General features: G+C 62.9%; 16 protein-coding genes. 6 read left to right on the top strand and 10 right to left on the bottom strand.

Features of this window, described 5'->3' with window-relative positions; all coding sequences use genetic code 11:
* Nucleotides 1-63 precede the first annotated feature (63 nt).
* A complete protein-coding gene (locus BG90_RS28360) occupies nucleotides 64-1,464 on the top strand; it encodes a glycosyltransferase family protein (RefSeq protein ID WP_010112461.1) in 1,401 nt (466 codons plus the stop codon).
* Between the two features lie 12 nt (nucleotides 1,465-1,476).
* The gene (locus tag BG90_RS28355) at nucleotides 1,477-2,940 is read left to right on the top strand and encodes a radical SAM protein (RefSeq protein WP_232239113.1); all 1,464 of its coding nucleotides are present in this window, start codon (nucleotides 1,477-1,479) and stop codon (nucleotides 2,938-2,940) included.
* Nucleotides 2,941-3,029: 89 nt separating this feature from the next.
* Here BG90_RS28355 and BG90_RS28350 read toward each other — a convergent pair whose 3' ends face one another.
* The 4 genes from BG90_RS28350 to BG90_RS28335 are packed head-to-tail and all read right to left on the bottom strand — an operon-like array spanning nucleotide 3,030 to nucleotide 8,050.
* Entirely contained in the window at nucleotides 3,030-4,457 is a 1,428-nt protein-coding gene (locus tag BG90_RS28350) for a hypothetical protein (protein ID WP_232239114.1), read from the bottom strand.
* 5 nt (nucleotides 4,458-4,462) lie between these two features.
* Nucleotides 4,463-5,680 carry an NAD(P)/FAD-dependent oxidoreductase gene (locus BG90_RS28345; RefSeq protein WP_010112466.1) on the bottom strand — a complete coding sequence of 406 codons (1,218 nt, stop codon included), beginning with the start codon at nucleotides 5,678-5,680 and terminating at the stop codon, nucleotides 4,463-4,465.
* Nucleotides 5,677-6,960 (bottom strand): flavin-containing monooxygenase, encoded by a 1,284-nt coding sequence (locus BG90_RS28340; RefSeq protein WP_010112468.1) that lies wholly within the window; start codon nucleotides 6,958-6,960, stop codon nucleotides 5,677-5,679. Before BG90_RS28340 ends, BG90_RS28345 begins: the two co-directional genes overlap by 4 nt.
* Nucleotides 6,961-6,985: 25 nt before the next feature.
* Complete coding sequence (locus BG90_RS28335) at nucleotides 6,986-8,050, bottom strand: S-adenosylmethionine:tRNA ribosyltransferase-isomerase (RefSeq protein WP_010119369.1); 1,065 nt, start codon at nucleotides 8,048-8,050, stop codon at nucleotides 6,986-6,988.
* Nucleotides 8,051-8,300: 250 nt separating this feature from the next.
* On the opposite strand from BG90_RS28335, the gene BG90_RS35875 reads away from it, so the two are divergent.
* The gene (locus tag BG90_RS35875) at nucleotides 8,301-8,615 is read left to right on the top strand and encodes a hypothetical protein (RefSeq protein WP_144411709.1); all 315 of its coding nucleotides are present in this window, start codon (nucleotides 8,301-8,303) and stop codon (nucleotides 8,613-8,615) included.
* Between the two features lie 448 nt (nucleotides 8,616-9,063).
* Here the strand turns inward: BG90_RS35875 and BG90_RS28330 are convergent, their stop codons facing one another.
* Entirely contained in the window at nucleotides 9,064-9,531 is a 468-nt protein-coding gene (locus BG90_RS28330) for an Lrp/AsnC family transcriptional regulator (protein WP_010112472.1), read from the bottom strand.
* 328 nt (nucleotides 9,532-9,859) lie between these two features.
* Between BG90_RS28330 and BG90_RS28325 the strand changes: the two genes are divergently transcribed.
* The 3 genes from BG90_RS28325 (at nucleotide 9,860) to BG90_RS28315 (ending at nucleotide 13,168) form a co-directional block, all read left to right on the top strand.
* A complete protein-coding gene (locus tag BG90_RS28325; RefSeq protein ID WP_010119367.1) occupies nucleotides 9,860-11,251 on the top strand; it encodes an amino acid permease in 1,392 nt (463 codons plus the stop codon).
* A gap of 32 nt (nucleotides 11,252-11,283) precedes the next feature.
* Nucleotides 11,284-12,486 carry an amino acid aminotransferase gene (locus BG90_RS28320; protein WP_010119365.1) on the top strand — a complete coding sequence of 401 codons (1,203 nt, stop codon included), beginning with the start codon at nucleotides 11,284-11,286 and terminating at the stop codon, nucleotides 12,484-12,486.
* A 292-nt stretch (nucleotides 12,487-12,778) separates the two neighbouring features.
* Nucleotides 12,779-13,168, top strand: a complete 390-nt coding sequence (locus BG90_RS28315; protein WP_010119363.1) for a DUF488 domain-containing protein — start codon at nucleotides 12,779-12,781, stop codon at nucleotides 13,166-13,168.
* Nucleotides 13,169-13,203: 35 nt separating this feature from the next.
* On the opposite strand, the gene BG90_RS28310 is transcribed toward BG90_RS28315, so the two are convergent.
* The 5 genes from BG90_RS28310 to BG90_RS31295 are packed head-to-tail and all read right to left on the bottom strand — an operon-like array spanning nucleotide 13,204 to nucleotide 17,002.
* Entirely contained in the window at nucleotides 13,204-13,401 is a 198-nt protein-coding gene (locus tag BG90_RS28310; protein WP_010119361.1) for a hypothetical protein, read from the bottom strand.
* A 53-nt stretch (nucleotides 13,402-13,454) separates the two neighbouring features.
* Complete coding sequence (locus tag BG90_RS28305; RefSeq protein ID WP_025990276.1) at nucleotides 13,455-13,655, bottom strand: hypothetical protein; 201 nt, start codon at nucleotides 13,653-13,655, stop codon at nucleotides 13,455-13,457.
* Nucleotides 13,652-14,917 carry an SCO family protein gene (locus BG90_RS28300; protein ID WP_010119359.1) on the bottom strand — a complete coding sequence of 422 codons (1,266 nt, stop codon included), beginning with the start codon at nucleotides 14,915-14,917 and terminating at the stop codon, nucleotides 13,652-13,654. Before BG90_RS28300 ends, BG90_RS28305 begins: the two co-directional genes overlap by 4 nt.
* A gap of 13 nt (nucleotides 14,918-14,930) precedes the next feature.
* Complete coding sequence (locus BG90_RS28295; protein ID WP_232288948.1) at nucleotides 14,931-15,710, bottom strand: HEAT repeat domain-containing protein; 780 nt, start codon at nucleotides 15,708-15,710, stop codon at nucleotides 14,931-14,933.
* Between the two features lie 11 nt (nucleotides 15,711-15,721).
* On the bottom strand, nucleotides 15,722-17,002 hold the full coding sequence (locus BG90_RS31295) for a tyrosinase family protein (RefSeq protein ID WP_041282003.1): 1,281 nt from the start codon (nucleotides 17,000-17,002) through the stop codon (nucleotides 15,722-15,724).
* Nucleotides 17,003-17,169 lie beyond the last annotated feature (167 nt).

The raw sequence follows: 17,169 nt of genomic DNA, 5'->3' as shown, positions 1-17,169 counted from the left end.
GCCAGTGCCGTTCGAGAGGATCCGCAAGTCGCTCCTCGGAAGACCGTTCTGTTTGGAATTTCAATGGACGGGGTGCTTGCTTCCGGCATCACGGAGGAGTTTCTAAAAGTTGCGTCGATTTTCAACGGGCATGGCTATCGAATATATCTCGATCTCGGCTATGACATCAGGAGCGATAAAGGCGATTTCTTTCGACCTTACGTGAACGAAGCCGATGCGTTGCCAGACTGGTTGACGTTGGTGCGCATTCAGGGTCTCGCCGCAGTCAGGGGATACACGCAGCGTTTGGTCACGGAAATGCTGGAGCAGCTCCGGGAGCGTGACGGCGAGCGAATACGCAGATGCCTCGACGGGAGCATCGTTCCTCGGATTGCCGCGTCGATTGTGGACACCTGGCGACGTCTGGACGTTTCAATCGTCGTCGTGGAGAACGGGTCCCTGCCGGAGAATCTGCTGTTTTCCGAGGCTTTGCGTCTCGCAATCGAGCAGTACGGACGTGAAAGGCGCAAGGGTCCGTTCGTGCTCTGGCGGGACCACGACCTGATGTGGTTCAGTGAAAGCGCCAAATACGGAGGGCCTCCGTTCGAAGGCATTCCGAAGCCGTCTGTCTCGAAGTACATTCGATACGTGACCCTCACGAACACCGCGAGGAAGCAGCTCAACCAGTGGGCTCCGCACGTGGATGCGACCGTACTGCCAAACTGCTTTCGGTTCGCGGAAGTCGCAATCGACGACGGCAATCGACATTTTCGCTCGCGCTACGGCATCCCCGCCGATGCGCTGCTGATCGCTCGGTGTACCCGAGTCATTCCGCAAAAAAGGCTTGATAGAGACGTCTTTCTTTTGCATGCGCTGCAGAAATCGATGCGTTCGTCAGGCGGTCAGCGGCCTGTCTATCTCTTCGTGACCGGGCCTACCGACGAGCACGAGGAAGAGCGTCGCCGGCTGTCCCGGATGGCGATCGAACTGGGGGTCGATGATCACGTTATCTATGGAAACGGGCTGTTGCCGTGCTCCGCGCTATGTCGCCCGTCGAATCGTGCATCGCGGGAGACCCGATATTCTGTCGGCGACCTCCTCGCGCATGCCGATTTGAGTTCGTTTCTGACCTCGTACGATTACGAAGGCTTTGGCAATCCGCCCGCCGAAGCGAGTGCTCAAAAACGCCCGTTCATCAGCAGCACCTACGAAATGTACGAAGAGGTGTATGGGGAGAAGGGTTTCAAGAGTCTTCTTTTGCGCACGCGAAAGGATTGGGACGGAATGCCCGATCACGCCTATGTGCAAGCGGTGCTCGAACTCCTTCTCGATGAACGGCGGCGGGAGCGATGGGCCCGTTTCAACTTCGAGCTCGGGAGAAATCACTTTTCCTTGGAGTTCTTGCAGCGCCGGCTTCGTGCATGCCTGCCCGGCGCACTCGAGACGGCGCCGTCCGAGGCGATGCACGGTGCAGTCAGTGTCTAGGAGGTGCCCACGATGGCCAGCTCGCCTATCCGGATGCTAGAGCGCGTGAGTTCTCGCGAGAGCCTGTTGCTCATCGACGAGGATTATCCTCGGCCGCGGGCAGCGGACGTGTTGTGCAGGCCCGAGAATGATCATCTTCTTCGATACGTCGTGCGTGACCCGTTTGGCTCGCACGTATTTCCGGGCACGAGGGAGTGTTCCCGGGAGCGGTTTATTCAGAGCCTTCAGGCTGAACTGGAAGGGCAAAATCCCTATTTTTTATGGGCGACGATTCCACTCTGCAAATACCATTGCTACTTCTGTCAATTTCCCATCGTCATGCGCAAGCACGATGCGGCGGCGTTTCGCGAGCAGGCTCGAAACTGGGTCGATCTGAACATTGCCGAGGCCAGGTTGTGGTTGGCGCTGGTGCCGGCGTTGCGGGACGCTCCGGTCGGAGAGTTTTGCCTGTTCGGCGGAACGCCCACGCTTTTGCCCGACGAATTGCTGGCCGAGCTCCTGGATTTCTACCGGTCGAATTTCGGGTTCAACGCCGACACCACCATTCGTATCGAAGGCAGTCCCGACAGTCTCTCGAGCGACAAGCTCGCGCTTCTCCATAAAAAAGGATGCCGAAAGATCACTTATGGCATTCAGTCTTTCGACGATCGTCTGGTTGCGCTCGCCGGGCGGGAGCACACGTCCGACGAAGCCCGGGCGGTAGTTCGCCATGCGTTCCTGTCGGGCTTCGAGCGGGTGGATGGCGATCTGATCTATGGATTGCTCGATCAGCGTGTCGAGGGATTTTGTCACGACGTTCGGCAGATGCTGGAACTGGATTACAGCACGGTCGTGATGACGAAGCTGCACCTGCGTCCGTTCGGCGAAACCGGGACCGCTATCGCAGGCGTTCCCGCCAGGTGGCAGAGTCCGGCGAGCAGGGCGCGCGCGTCACGAGAGGGCCATCGCTGGCCGAGCCTGGGAGAGCAGTATCAGATGCGAGAAGCGGCAGTCGCCTTGCTGGAGGACGCGGGACTCTTCGAGTATCCGACGATGTACTTCCAGAAGCCGGAAACCGGATGCGGACGTTGGAAGTCGCTCGTCCTCGACCAGGACAAGCAATTCGTCGAAGTCGGAATCGGGTTGGGAGCCAGTTCCGCGACTCGGCGTTGCTCCGCCAATGTCGCGACGCGGCCGGGAGCGTACCTCGATGCGATTGCCAGTGGGGAATTGCCGCTCGAATTGCTGGAAATGAGCCCGGACGAGGAGGTCGCGAGCTCGTTGCGCCGCGCGCTCACCACGTGTCAGCCGCTTCGCGACGACTTGCATCGCGCCAGGTTCGCCGGAGGCTCTCTCTTCGATCAGCGATGGAAGCCGGTGTTTCAAAGTCTGGAGCGGCGCGGGCTCGCGGCGATACGACCCGACGAAGGGACGGTCGAGCTCACCGGCGTCGGCAAGACGCTGGTCGAGGCCATCGTCAACACGGAAATACGCTGAGCGGTTTGCCTGGCGGCCCCGGAGGCGGCTCGGGGAGCGCAACGGCTCGACCCGACCCGATGCTCCGGCCGTCGGACGGCATTACGGGATCATCGGGCTTGGAGCCATTGCCGGCGGCCGTGCTCATAGCGCGGTCGATAGACTTCGGTGAGGAACGCGAGCGAGCTGGGAATGCTCGAATGCCGAGGCGGCGGGTGAAAGACGAATTCGCCTTCGCGCGTGAAGTATTCGGGGATCGGCATCGTCGAGTCGTCGACGCCAGCTTCCTTGAACGCCATTTTGAGCCGAGTGTTGTAGGTCGATGTCTTGTCACAGATGAACTCCGGCCACCGCCGCCAGAGGGGGATCTCGGACCAAAGAGGGGTCAGGCGGCTCGACAGGCGAAAGAGATGCTCCGCGTGCGGGTAATACGCTTCGAGCTTTCGGTAGCCTTCTTCCTTGGTCGTTGCGGCTTCGACGACGCCCTGAAGCAGGGTGCGATAGTAGCCGAATATCTCTTCGAAGCCGTCTGCGTCCTTGACGATGAACGGATCCGCGCATTCGCCCTTGACCAGCGTATCCACGCCGAAGAAAACCGACGCGAAGGCGCTTGCGTGCTTCTGCGAGATGCCGTCGCCGGGCCGGAGCGAATACCGTTTGCGCTTGATGCCGTAGTGGATCGCGCGCAACACCGAGCCGGCCTTGCGGCTCAGCAGACCGCGCCACGACGTCTTCAGGAAAATGCCGAGGAGTTCCGCCTCCGGCCGGCCGCGGATACGGTCCAGGTTCGCCAGTCCGTCCCGTCCTCGCTGCGTGAACACGAGCATGTCGGGCTGCCTGACTTCGCGGCTGCGAGTCTGCCCCACGGGCGACAGGCTGTCGAAGTATTCCAGCCGCAGGAACTCGTTGGTCCCGGGCGGGAAGATCAACTCGCGAGCGATCATGTTGACGACGAGGTCATGGTCGTGGATATCGCGCTCGAGCAGCCAGGGCCAGACGTCGTACGCGAGGACGAGATCGGCCGCTGTCCAGACGATCGCATCGTCCGCGCCGGCGGCGATAAGCGGGGCCGTGCTGCGCTTGAACGAGTCGAAGAAAGAGATGCGGCTCTTGTCCTCTTGCACCGTGATCAGATCGCATGAATCGCGGATCCAGCCAATCTGAGCAACGTAATCGCGCACGACTTCCGCCACACGGCAGACCTCGGGCGGCGCATAGAGGCAGATGCGGATTCCGGCGCGAGCGAAATTGAGCAGCGGCAGGACCACGACCGGAATGTTGTCGAGCACCGGGTAAAGGAACTTGATGTCGTCGACGCCGCTTTCGATCGATCTGTTCAAGCGCGTACTCTCGATCGCGTACGGACACCATTTGCGGCCAAGGCTGTGTTGAGTGAGGATTTCGATGCGGCGTTGAAGGCGGTCCCGGATCGTCTCGCGAAGGGCCGCCTCGGGCGAAGAGAACAGTTCGTGGCTTGCTGCAATCGCTACGTTTCGGGCCGGCCAGCGCCTTTTCGTGCTGATCGTCGAGTCGCTCATCTGGTCTATCCTCGATTTTTTGCGGTTTGGCTCGTGTGCGAATCCGCAAACCGCCGCTGAAAGTCGCGACGCTCGAACCCGGCGGGCCAAGGGCGGCCTGTCATGAGGTCCGCGGCGAGGCGTCCGAGCGTGTCTGAACACGCGGCAGCCGCACCGTTGCCTGCCGTCGCGACGAACAACCCGTCGTCCAACTCGTCGATATAGGGCTTGCCGTGCGCGCTGTAGGTGACGAGGCAGCGCTTTGCGCGAGCCGAAAGCAGGTCGAGATCGGGCAGCAGATGAAACATGGCCTCGCGCATGTCCGATCGCGGCTCGTCGGAGCCGGAGATCATCCATTGCTGAATCGCGTCGAAGCTCGGCAGGATTATGTCTGCGTCCGTGTTGGCGCCGAGCTTGAGGTAATGATTGCCGTCCGGATAAAGCATCGGCGGGACGACATAGACGTCGGAAATCGAACGCGAGTCGATCCGGTAGCTAATCGGAGGCAGTGCTCGAAGTCGCTCCGATTCGGCTCCGGAAACCTGAAGGAGGACTGTGTGCTCCGACTTGACGCGCAAATCGAGCTTGCGAGGCAGGAGATCGAAGCAGTTGGAGTACGCGCCGGCACTGACCAGCACCTTGTTCGCGGTGTAGCGTCGGCCGCAGGCCGTGTTCAACTCCCAGTGTGCGGCGCGCCTGCGGATTGCCGTGACGATGGCGCAAATGACGCTCGCGCCGTTGGCTTTGGCTATCGTCAAGTGGTTGTGCCGCAACGCGAGCGGACCGAAGATTCCGGCCGGCGCGTGCTCGAGCAGGCCGTGAAAGCCAGTGGGAAAGCGGAGCGGCGATAGTCGCCCGGCGCATGCCGCGCTTGCGAGTTCGACGTGGTCCACCTTCAGGTTGCGCGCGAGCCGGACTCGCTCTTGCATGATCGGGTCATCTAGCGGTGCCACATAGAGCATGCCGAGCGGTCGGTAGGACCGCGCTCCGCCAACCTGTTCCAGACGGGCGTACTCGTCCATCGATCGATGGACGAGTCTTGCCCAGACGTGATCGCGAGAAAGCCGCGTCGCAATCCGCCCCGCGTCGTGATGGCTGGAGAAGAGGCCTCGATGTGCGCGCCCGTCCAGGGGCTCGTCGGCGCCGATGACCGCGACGTTTTCGGACGCGACGCTGAGGTAGCACAGCGTCGCGGCTCCGATGAGCCCCTTGCCGACGACTGCGTGCTCGTAGTGGTGCATCATGATCGCGTTTCGGCGCGGCATCGCAGCCGAGCGGCAATATAGGGCGCGTCGAGGTGGAATCCTGCCACCGTTCCCGATGACTGCGTCCGAAGGCCGTGGAAGCCCAGCCAATAGAAACCGTCGACGGGGGTTTCGCAGGATGCCGGAAGTCCGCGAGAGTCCAGCGCCCGGCGCACCTCGTCGATCCGCAGCCAGCTCAAGTCGGCGCGCCAGCCCGTGGCCCACACGACGGCACGGATGCCATGCTCGCGCAGCGTCAGGCTCGTGGGTGGGGTAGACGCGAGAAGCGGGGGATACGGTTGCCACGCCGGCTCGACTGTCGGCGGCGGATACTGTGTGTGCGTGTTTGCGTCCCGGTTTGCGATCCAGTTCTCGATGCGATCGATCAGCGCCTGGTAGCCCAGCGATGCAAATGCAACGTTGGCGTGGAGATCCTCGTCGAACGTCGCAACCGCGCCGTCCGGCGAGATGCCGCTCAGGCGCCCCAGTAGTTGAACGCCGAGCCGAGCCAATGAATGGTGAGAAATCGGATGATCATGGCCGACGATGGGCATTTGATCGTGTCGCTCGGCAGGATGCGCGAATGCGCTCTTCAGGGCGGTCAGGAGCCCGATTCGGTCCAGCCAGAACATGATGTCCTCGCCGCGGTAGCTGCGCGGGGTTCCCTTGACTCTCGACGTCGCCAAGTACACGCGGCGGCCGGCCGCCGCCAATTCTTCGCTGAGCTGCACGCCCGTTTGACCGCCGCCGACCACCAGCACGGGGCCGTCCTGCACGGCCGACGGGTTCGTATATGTCCCGACGTGGAGTTGCTGCACTTCGGTGCGCAGATGCCGTGCGAAGTCGGGGATTCTCACGAACTGGTAATTGCCCGGCGCGGCGACGACGTTCAGCGCGTCGTAGCGTCGCGGGCCACCGTCGCCTTCGACGTGGACCCGGAAGCGCCCGCCTTCGATCCGCTCGACCGAGCCGACCCGGCAGCGCTCACGGATGGGAAAGCGCCTCTGCGCGATGCATGCGTCCCACATCCGCACCATTTCTTCTAGCGGGATGCTTTGCCGGGTGCCGGGAAGTCCATCGATCTGTCCCATCAACCTCGAATAGGCGAGCGGAGAATTGATTCTGAACGAATCCCATCGCGCCGATCGCCATTGTTCGAGCGCGCGCGCTTTCTCCAGCACCACGTGCTCACGTCCCTCGCGCTGCAGGACGTAACTCATGCAAAGCCCCGCATGACCGGCACCGATCACGACGGTGTCGATGCGCTTGTCTCGTTCCATGGCACTCGTCGACGGCGCCATGCCGTTACAGGATCAGCATGCTGTCGCCGAACATGTCGAATTCGTATCCTCCCATCTCGAGAATCTCCGCGTAGCCGCGCATGACGAGATCCTTGCCCGCGAAAGCCGCGGTCAGGACGATGTGGCTGGATCGCGGCCGATGGAGGTTCGTGAGCAGCCCGTTCGCGATCTTGAACTCGAATCCGGGATAGATATAGAGCTGGGTCCATCCCGCCTGGGCCCGGAGGGCGGCGCCCGGCTCGCCATGAGCCGCAAGCGACTCCAGCGTTCGCATGGCTGTCGTGCCGATCGCGATGATGCGGCGCCTTTCCGCTCGCGCCCGGTTGATTTGACCGGCGGCCTTGGCTCCGACTTCGAAGTACTCCGGCCGGACCTTGTGCTGCTCGACCTCGTCCTCGTCGATATGGCGAACCGCGAGGATCTCCGTTGCTCCGACATGCAGCGTGATGTAAGCGAATTCGACGCCCTTGTCGGCGAGCCGCCTTAACACGTCGGTGGAAAAGTGCAGGCCCGCGGACGGAATTTCCAACGAGCCGGGTTTCCTGGCGTACACGGAGCGGTATGCATCGGGCCGCGTGCGCCAGTAAACCGGATTGAGAGGAATCGTTTCGTCCGAACGCCATCCGCGGCGATCGAGGACGCCGACGAGTTTCCCGGCGGGTTCGAATCGCGCTCTCCAGAGCTGATTCGGCTCCGGCGAGAGCAAGGTGCAACTGAGCTGGCTGTCGTCCGTGGCGGTCAACGTGAGGCCGGGCCGCGGCGATTGGGAGGATCTGAGTTCCACGATGCTCGTGCCGTCGGGCTCCTGACCGTACACGATCACGTGTGCGGACTCGTTGCCATGCCGGAACGGCAACGTGTTCGACAGCATGTAGCTGTCGTTGAACACCAGGAGGTCGCCCGGTCGAAGACGGTCGGAAATGGTGGCGAAAATCGTATGCTCGATCGTTGCCGCGGCGCGATCGAGCACGATCATTCTGCCGCTGTCGCGACGCTTGCCGCGCAATTCGGCGGGGTCGGTCGGCATGGCTTTCCAATCGAGACCGAAATCGAAATCGTCGGTTTTCATCGTTTATTGTCCTTGGCAGTCCATTTTTCAGGACTGGATCCGATGACTCAGTATTCGGTAAGCCACGCGCATGACTGGTAATTAATCCGGCTCGTTGTGTCGCCTTCGGCGACATCTGGCGAATCAACAGTAAAGGTCTATTGGAAGAAAGGCGTTGAAGCTGGCCAGATGCCCCAGTGTCGAGTGCATTTACAGCCTAGGACATGCGATATCCGTTTTCAAATCGATAAAGAAATCGAAACGCGGCGGCATGGGTTTTTCTTATGCATCCGATGACGTCGCCGTCATTCGATTCGCCTCCGGCATGCAGGGACGCTCGATGCGCGCTTCCGATCGCTCGCCGATCCGGACTGACAGGTACGCTGCGACGAACCGGGAGCATGAGGCCGGTCAGAAGCTCGGATTCATGCTTGACGAAACCGAACTCGAGCGGCGGCGAAGCATGCGCTCGGAAACGCCATTGCCTTCGACGCAGCGTCCTTCTTTTACAGTCGCCGATATCCGTCTGGTGCGTTCGAGCCGATGCGCATATGTGAAATTAATCGCGTTGCAACTTCACAAATAACACCGTCGACGTGCAGAAACATCCATGAAATTCGGGATCACGATGCGAGTTGATGGATCGATTCGGCATGAGCGCTACACGCTCGTCCACGGATTTTTCTTCCATGCGAATGGGAAGCGGGCATAGGCGCGTATTCGCCGAGGCGAGCGGATTGCGCATCAGGTCGGCGGATGCGACGGCCATTCAGCATCGATCGGGAACCGAGTGCGAGAGGCAGCCTGCCGGTGCCGGTGCTCGTGCCGAGGAGCGCCCATCACGACCCGATGCCGGCATGGTTCGACAGTTCGGCGCTGACTCGGGCGGCGTGCGCGCAGTGACCATTTCCCGCAGCGGGAGGCGGCCGCAGCCCTATCGGCCGAATCGGAGCGTTTCGTCGGCTGAACCACGTCCGTTCCCGGTTCGTCGCACGTCGCGAGCGCGGCGCGTGTTCTCGCCCCTTGCCGCGCCGCTACAGCGGCATCGCACTCGTGCACTTGATTTCGTCGAGGCACACGCTCGAATGCACGCCGCTCACGCCGGGAATGCGCATCAGCGTGTCGAGCAGGAACGTCGACAGGCCCTTCAGATCCGCGGCGACCACCTTCAGCACGTAGTCGATGTCGCCCGTGACGGAAAAACACTCCTGAATCTGCGCGAGCTCGGAGACGAGCTTCTGGAACGTCGACAAGTCGCGGATGTGGCCGCGCTCCATCGTCACCTGGACGAACGCGGTGACGCCGAAGCCGAGCGTGCCGGCGTCGAGCCGGGTCTCGTAGCGCTTGATCGCGCCGATCTCCTCGAGCCGGCGATGCCGCCGCAGCGTCTGCGCGGGCGACAGCCCGACTTCCTTGGCCAGTTCCAGGTTGGAGATGCGGCCGTGTTCCTGCAGGATGTCGAGCAGATGGCGATCGATGCGATCGAGTAGCGGATCTTGCATTTTTGTTTCCTCAACTGTCTCCTGGATGCAATCTTATCTCATAATGTAGGGTTTGCATGAAGGGCTTACGAAACCCCATTTCATCCCGCCGGCGATAAACTGAGCGCCGATTTTTGCGCGAGATCAAAGAAAATCGGTGCGCGCGGGCAGGAGCGGGTCGGCGGCCTTTCCTGCTCGATGCAAGGCGACGCACGCCGCGCGAGAATTCGGCATCCCCAGCCCGGCCGTCCGTCGTGACGAATCACGACGGCGGCCGGAAAAGTACACGGCGCCCGGGCCGGCCCGAAGGCGCGCCGCCTCCAAGAAGGGCGGATGAGACGGAGAAGACATGGTTTCGGATCAGGACAACGACGGACACGGACTCAAGCGGGGGCTGAAGAACCGCCATATCCAGCTGATCGCGCTAGGCGGCGCGATCGGCACGGGGCTCTTCCTCGGCATTGCTCAGACGATTCGGATGGCGGGGCCGTCGGTGCTGCTCGGCTACGCGGTCGCGGGCATCGTCGCGTTCTTCATCATGCGGCAGCTGGGCGAGATGGTCGTCGACGAGCCCGTCGCCGGCTCGTTCAGCTATTTCGCGAACAGATACTGCGGGCACTTCACGGGCTTCCTGTCCGGCTGGAACTACTGGGTGCTGTATGTGCTCGTCAGCATGGCCGAGCTGTCCGCGGTCGGCATCTACGTTCAATACTGGTGGCCGGGCGTGCCGACCTGGATCTCCGCGCTCGTGTTCTTCGTCGCGATCAACGCGGTCAACCTCGCGAGCGTCAAGTCGTATGGCGAGACCGAATTCTGGTTCTCGATCATCAAGGTCGCCGCGATCATCGGAATGATCGGCTTCGGCGGCTATCTGCTGCTGTCGGGCCACGCGGGCCCGGACGCCGGCGTCGCGAACCTGTGGCAGCACGGCGGCTTCTTCCCGAACGGCATCGGCGGCCTCGCGATGGCAATGGCGGTCATCATGTTCTCGTTCGGCGGGCTCGAACTCGTCGGCATCACGGCCGCCGAGGCCGACGATCCGTCGCACAGCATCCCGCGCGCGACGAACCAGGTGATCTACCGCATCCTGATCTTCTACATCGGTGCGCTCGGCGTGCTGCTGTCGCTGTATCCGTGGCAGAAGGTCGTGGCGGGCGGCAGCCCGTTCGTGCTGATCTTCCACGCGCTGTCGAGCGACCTCGCCGCGAACGTGCTGAACGTCGTCGTGCTGACGGCCGCGCTGTCGGTCTACAACAGCTGCGTCTACTGCAACAGCCGGATGCTGTACGGCCTCGCGCAGCAGGGCAACGCGCCGCAGGCGCTCGCGCGCGTGAACGGGCGCGGCATCCCGATCGCGGCGCTCGGCGCGTCCGCGTTCGCGACCGCGCTGTGTGTGGTGATCAACTATTTCATGCCGGGCAAGGCGTTTGAACTGTTGATGGGACTCGTCGTATCGGCGATCATCATCAACTGGGCGATGATCAGCGTGATCCACTTGCGGTTCCGCCAGTCGAAACGCGCGGCGGGCGAGGAGACGCGCTTCAAGAGCCTCGGCTACCCGCTGACGAACTATCTCTGTCTCGCATTCATGGCGGCCATCCTCGTCGTCATGTTCCGGACGCCGGATCTGCGCCTGTCGGTCTACCTGATCCCGGTGTGGCTCGCGGTGCTCGCGATCGGTTACCGGTTCCGCCAGCGCGGCGCCGGCTATACGCTCGGCGACGGCGTCTCGGCCCGTTGACCCCGATTTTTCTTCATCCAGCAGAAACCGCCATGTTTGAACATATCGATGCATACCCCGGCGATCCGATTCTCACGCTGAACGAGAACTTTCAGAAAGACCCGCGCACGCGCAAGGTCAACCTGAGCATCGGCATCTATTTCGACGACGACGGCAGGATCCCCGTGATGGGCGCCGTGCGCGAGGCCGAGGCCGCCGTGCAGCGCGAGTCCGGTCCGAAGCCGTATCTGCCGATGACGGGGCTCGCGTCGTATCGCGACGCGGTGCAGGCGACCGTGTTCGGCGAGGACAGCGACGCGCGCGCGGACGGGCGCATCGCGACGGTGCAGACGCTCGGCGGATCGGGCGCGCTCAAGATCGGCGCGGACTTCATCAAGCGCTACTTCCCGGGCTCGCAGGTGTGGATCAGCGATCCGAGCTGGGAGAACCATCGGTTCATCTTCGAGCGCGCGGGCTTCACGGTCAACACGTACCCGTACTACGACGAGGCGACGGGCGGCCTGAAGTTCGACGCGATGCTGGCCGCGATCGACGCGCTGCCGAAGAAGAGCGTCGTGCTGCTGCACGCGTGCTGCCACAACCCGACGGGCGTCGACCTCGACGACGCGCAGTGGCTGAAGCTGATCGACGTATTGCAGGCGCGCGAGCTTCTGCCGTTCGTCGACATGGCGTACCAGGGTTTCGGCGCGGGCCTCGCGGCCGACGCGTTCGCGATCCGCGAGCTCGCGCGCCGCGGCGTGCCGGCATTCGTCGCGAACTCGTTCTCGAAGAACTTCTCGCTGTACGGCGAGCGCGTCGGCGGGCTGTCGGTGATCTGCGACGACGCGGCGGCGGCCGAGCGCGTGCTGGGCCAACTGGCGGGCGCGGTGCGCTCAAACTACAGCAATCCGCCGACCTACGGCGCGAAGATCGTCGCGCAGGTGCTGACGACGCCCGCGTTGCGCACGCAATGGGAAGAAGAGCTCGCGGCGATGTGCCGGCGCATCGCGAAGATGCGCAGCGCGATCCACGACGGCCTGCGCGCGCACGTGCAGGGCGAGGCGCTGTCGCGCTACGTGAAGCAGCGCGGGATGTTCACGTACACGGGCCTGACCGAAACGCAGGTCGAGTGCCTGCGCGAGCAGCACGGCGTGTACGTGCTGCGCTCGGGCCGGATGTGCGTCGCCGGGTTGAACGAGGCGAACGTCGGGATCGTCGCGGATGCGTTCGGCGCGGTGATCGCGAGCGGCGTCTGACGTGTGCCGGCGCGTCGGGGCTCGGCCGGGAGGCCCGGCCTCGATGTGTTCGATGTGTTCGGCATATTCGGGGCGGTGCGATGTCGCGCGCGAGCGGCCGCATGTCGGCGCCGCATCGAATGCGGTGTGAGCGGCGGCGCGATCCGCTCGCCGCGCCGCCGTTCGCATGAGGCCATGCGTCGCGCGTCGTCGGCCGTGCGTCGTGCCGCATCGTCTGGCGCCGCGATGCGTCGCGCGCGCGAGTCGATGGCTCGACGCACTTCGCGCCGACTACTCTGATCGGGAGCCCAGCATGAGCATCAGCATTGTCCAACTCGGAACGCGGCGCGCCGACGACGAGGGCGTGCGGATCGGCACCGTGCGCCGTCCGCCGCGCGGCGTGCCGAAGGAAGAATTCGCGTCGCGCGATTATTACGACGTCTGGCTGCCGACGCTGTCGCCGAGTCCGGAACTCGTCGCCGAAGCGCAGGCGGCGGAAACCGACGCCGACTGGAAGGCGTTCGCGCGCAAGTTCCGCGCGGAGATGAAGCACGGCGACGCGAGCAGGGTGCTCGACGTGTTCGCCGCGCTGTCGGCGACGTCGAATTTCGCGATCGGCTGCTACTGCGAAAACGAGGCGCGCTGCCATCGCAGCATCCTGCGCGAGCTGCTCGCGGAGCGGGGGGCGTCGATTCGGTCGTGATCGACGGCGATTTCGGCGGCGCGACGAACCGCGCGTCAAAGAGCCTTGACCGGATATTTGCGTCGCCACCGCAGCCGCAACGCGTCGAATGCACGGATCCCGACCAGCCGCAGTGCGGCGATCAAGAAAATGCCGAGCAGCGACGCGATGTTTCCGATCTGCGTGATATGGAACGGAGTCGTGAACACGCCGGTGAAGAACATCTTGATCGCTCCCCGCAGCGCGCTCGCCATGCCACGGTTCTTTTCGACTTCTCCCGTGCTCACGACGAACGCGAGCGACGCGGCTACGCCGAACCGAAACCGATCAGGAACGAGAAAGCGGCGATGCGCCAGTCGCGATGATCGACGTCGAGCCGGGGGAACAGGACGCAGACCAGTAGCAGTAGACGGTCGCGGCGATATGCGATCGCGCCGACGGAATATTGATCAATACGTCGCCCATCACCGATGAGCCTGTTATTGAACCTGTCTCTCGGAAAAGTCACGTCGCCGCGATGGCATTCACTGCCCTGACGATGTCTCCTTCATCCCAAAGGCGCCGCAACCGCAGATCTTTGATGGCGCCGGCGGCATCGATCAGCATCAGCTCGATTCGATGCCTGTTGACAGTCGTGGGCCCATAGCCCACACCCAGATGTAGCGCTTCAATGACCGCCGCGAATGATTCCGTTGTGCGAAGCAGCTGGCAACGGTCCCCGAACGGCCAGTTTCGGTCTTCGCCATAGCGACGCAATCGATCAGGAACGTCATAGTCCGGGTCATAGCTGATTGCGGCAACTGTCGTGCCGCGGTTCGCCGGAGAGTCCTCCAGGAGCCGATACAGACGCGCCAGGTTGCTGATTGTGCGCGAGCACTTGTTGGGGTTCATGCATCGCGTATAAAAGAACCCGACGACGGCCGGACGCCCCTCGAATATCTGACCGAACGTGGCGCGCATTCCGTCCTGGTTCTCAAACTCAACGTTGTATAGCATCGCGATCGAGTCGGGTTGAACGTGCGAATCGGTCGACCGGCTGTCTGTCTGTGCACAGTCCCGTGATTTCCGCTTGATCGCTTTCGAGGGCTCGGCTTGCGACGTGCCTCCACAACACTTCGATTCGGTGCCGGTTGGGTTTGCATCTTCACCGGTCGCGGCGAGCGTTTCCTGGAGCAGCACTCTGGCACGCGGGGTTGCGTGTCCATCGTTCCCGATATCGTTCAAGAGCGCGATCCGTTCCGTTCGGCTGCCGATGCACGTCATGGCCAGCGTTTCGATCAGTTCGTCGATCGCGGTCGTGCAGCCGCCGGCCGGTGGCGATGGATAGATATCAAATTGCACGAACTGGTCGACGTGCCGAATGCGGTCGATTGCATCCACGAGCAGTTTGGGCATCTCCGGAGGCAGAGGACGGATACCGCGGGCGACACGAGCGGCCGCGGCCAGGACATGCGGGCTCAAGCCCGTTTCGAGTTCCTCGAGGACGTAGGGCAACAACACGTCGGCCATGCCTGCCGCCCCGATGTGCGCCATCACATGGGCGCGGAGCAGTTCGACTTCGGTCGCGCCTCTGCCGCGGTAGATGGCTGCATCCTCTCGCATCAACGAGAGCAGGTCATCGCGACCTCCGCAGCACGCCGCGCGTGAGCCGATCCCGCGCAGGACAACTGCGACCTCGCCCTCCGACATGGCCGGCATGTTGTTCATCGGCACCTCGCCCGGTTGGTGCGCGCGCGTCGGTTCGTTCTTGAAACGTTGCGAGCGGCGCATGGCTGAACGACCGCTATCGACGTCGACGGCCCGCGCCCTTCTTGGCCGGATGTTTCGTCGGTGCGGAGGGCGGCGTAGCAGGCGTGACGTTGGCGCGCTGAAGCGCGCCGGCCACGGTCGCCTTGATGTCCTCGAAGTCGGATTCGTCTTCGAGGATGTCCTGTGCGCATTTCGCGAACATCTGCGGGTCGAGTGCGCGCAAGGCGACCGCGCTTGCGCGCCGAACTTGCCGAAACTCCGTCTTGTCCTTCATCACGGCGTCGAGCAGCGACTTCGCGGCGGGGGCCGCACCGAGTATGCGCACGGCCTGCTCACGAACATGCTGATCGGTGCTTTGCTTCAGCAAATCGCGCGCGATGTCGTGAGCAGAACCATGGTCGTCGCGCGCGAGAAAACCGAGCGCGACGGCCGGGGCCACGAGTGCGTCTTCCGGGCTGCTCAAGCCCTCCGTCAATTTTTGGCGCGCGAAGTCGTCCTTCTGGTTGCTCAACGCATCCAGCGCCATGCGGCGCAACTCGCTATCTGCATCGGTCGCCAAGCGCCGCAGCGTATCCAGGTACTCCGCGTGTAGCGATGCAAACTGCGGAGCAAGGAAGGAGGCCGCCTGCAGAATCTGGAGTGCGCCTCTTCGGTCCGCAGGGTCGAGGGTCGAGTCGACAACGTGCTCGAGCGCTTGATTCCAGATTGCTATGGGATCGCTGTCGACGGGCGCGGCAGTCGCTTCAGCCGCCGCGGACACACGGCGCGTCTGTAGTTGTGCTTCAATCTGCTGCCGGTATTCTTTGACGCTCACGGTGCCGCTCCTCAAGGATTAAGTTCGAACGGGACATCGTCGTAGTCGAAACCGAGCGGCTCGGTTCCGTGAACCCCCTGATAGTCGATCATATCCTTCACGGTCGGCTGCCCTCCCGGACGGGACGTGATCGGTGACGGCGGGAAGGGACCGCGCGGCGGCGCATACGTGGGTCTCGGCGGCTTTGTTGACCCGTTCCAGGGCCACATCGTGTCGTTCAGCCTGTGGCCGATGTTATTCGGCTTTCGCACCGGCCCGGTCAACGCGTAGGTGGCCGGGTCGCTGGGATCGGTGCGTCGGTTGAGCCACTGCCAGAACGCCCACAGGCGGTCGACGTTGGCATGAAGCAAGAAGAACAAGGGATCTTTTGCCGCGGTCGGTACGCTGCTGATCGGCCCGTCAAAACTGGTATGCGCGCTGCCGTGCGGAGCGCCTTCCAATCGGCGGAAATTTGGATAGAGGCCGCCGAGCGCTAGCGTTGCCGCCTGATCGATCACGGAAGGCTGTCCATTTATCGTTTGCGGCGGAGCGACCGCGATGTCATAGCGTGGGCGCCGCTCGATCGGGTCGTGGGTCGGGTCCGTCTTCCAGAATTCGAGCGGATGCCCATGAGGGAACTGAATGATGTCGCCCTGCGCCGGGTTCGCCGACGGCATGCCCAGGAACTCGGGGGCGAAAAGGCCGGGGGCAGGCTCATCGAACCGCCAGTACGGCAGGGCGACGGCGGGATCGATAGCCTGTAGCGATCGCTCGAGATCAAGCAGGTAGGCGCGGTGCCAGGGGGGGAAGCCCGGGTAGCCGTGCGCTTCATCTTGAGACGGACGAACGTGCGTGTCACGAAAGCTCTGGAACGGACCCGCCCCGGCATCGTTGAGTTTGCCGAGCGCCACCAGAAACCGATCGCGTTCGGCGGGTGCCAGTTTCACCGCGTTCTTGCGGATGCGGACCATCAGATCGCGTTGCCCGACCACCAGGCCTGCCGGCGAGACAGCTTCGATCGCGGCGTCGTCGAGGTCGGTGCTCGGGTGTTGGAATTCGCCGGCGACCCAAAATTCTACTTCGCTGCCATCGGCCGGCAAGCTCAGGTGAAGTTCGTCGGTGCCTGCATCGCTGCGCTTCGTATCGAATACCACGCGACCGCCATTCACTTTACCGCCGTTGCGCAGCGTGATGTCAATAGGGGCGGGCGGAGCGCCGTCACTGCTCAACCGCGCGGTCGACTTGACGGGAGCCCAGCCGATGAACGAACGCCCTTGTGGGTCCGCGGCATCCAGGTTGATCTCGACCTTCATGCCCCCTCCCTATGCGCTCGCAGTGGCATTCATGCGCAACGGACATGCAATCTACACGGTCCAGTGTGACGAATACATGCTAGTAACTGCGTTGCCAAGTGGCAAGCTCGGGTAATGGCGGATGATGCATTCCGAAAAAATCAAACTCACTCTTTCTTTTTTAGGTC

Origin of the sequence: Burkholderia oklahomensis C6786 (genome assembly GCF_000959365.1) — a bacterium.
In the GTDB taxonomy this organism is placed as follows: Bacteria; Pseudomonadota; Gammaproteobacteria; order Burkholderiales; family Burkholderiaceae; genus Burkholderia; species Burkholderia oklahomensis.
This window is presented reverse-complemented; position numbering and strand designations above follow the sequence as displayed.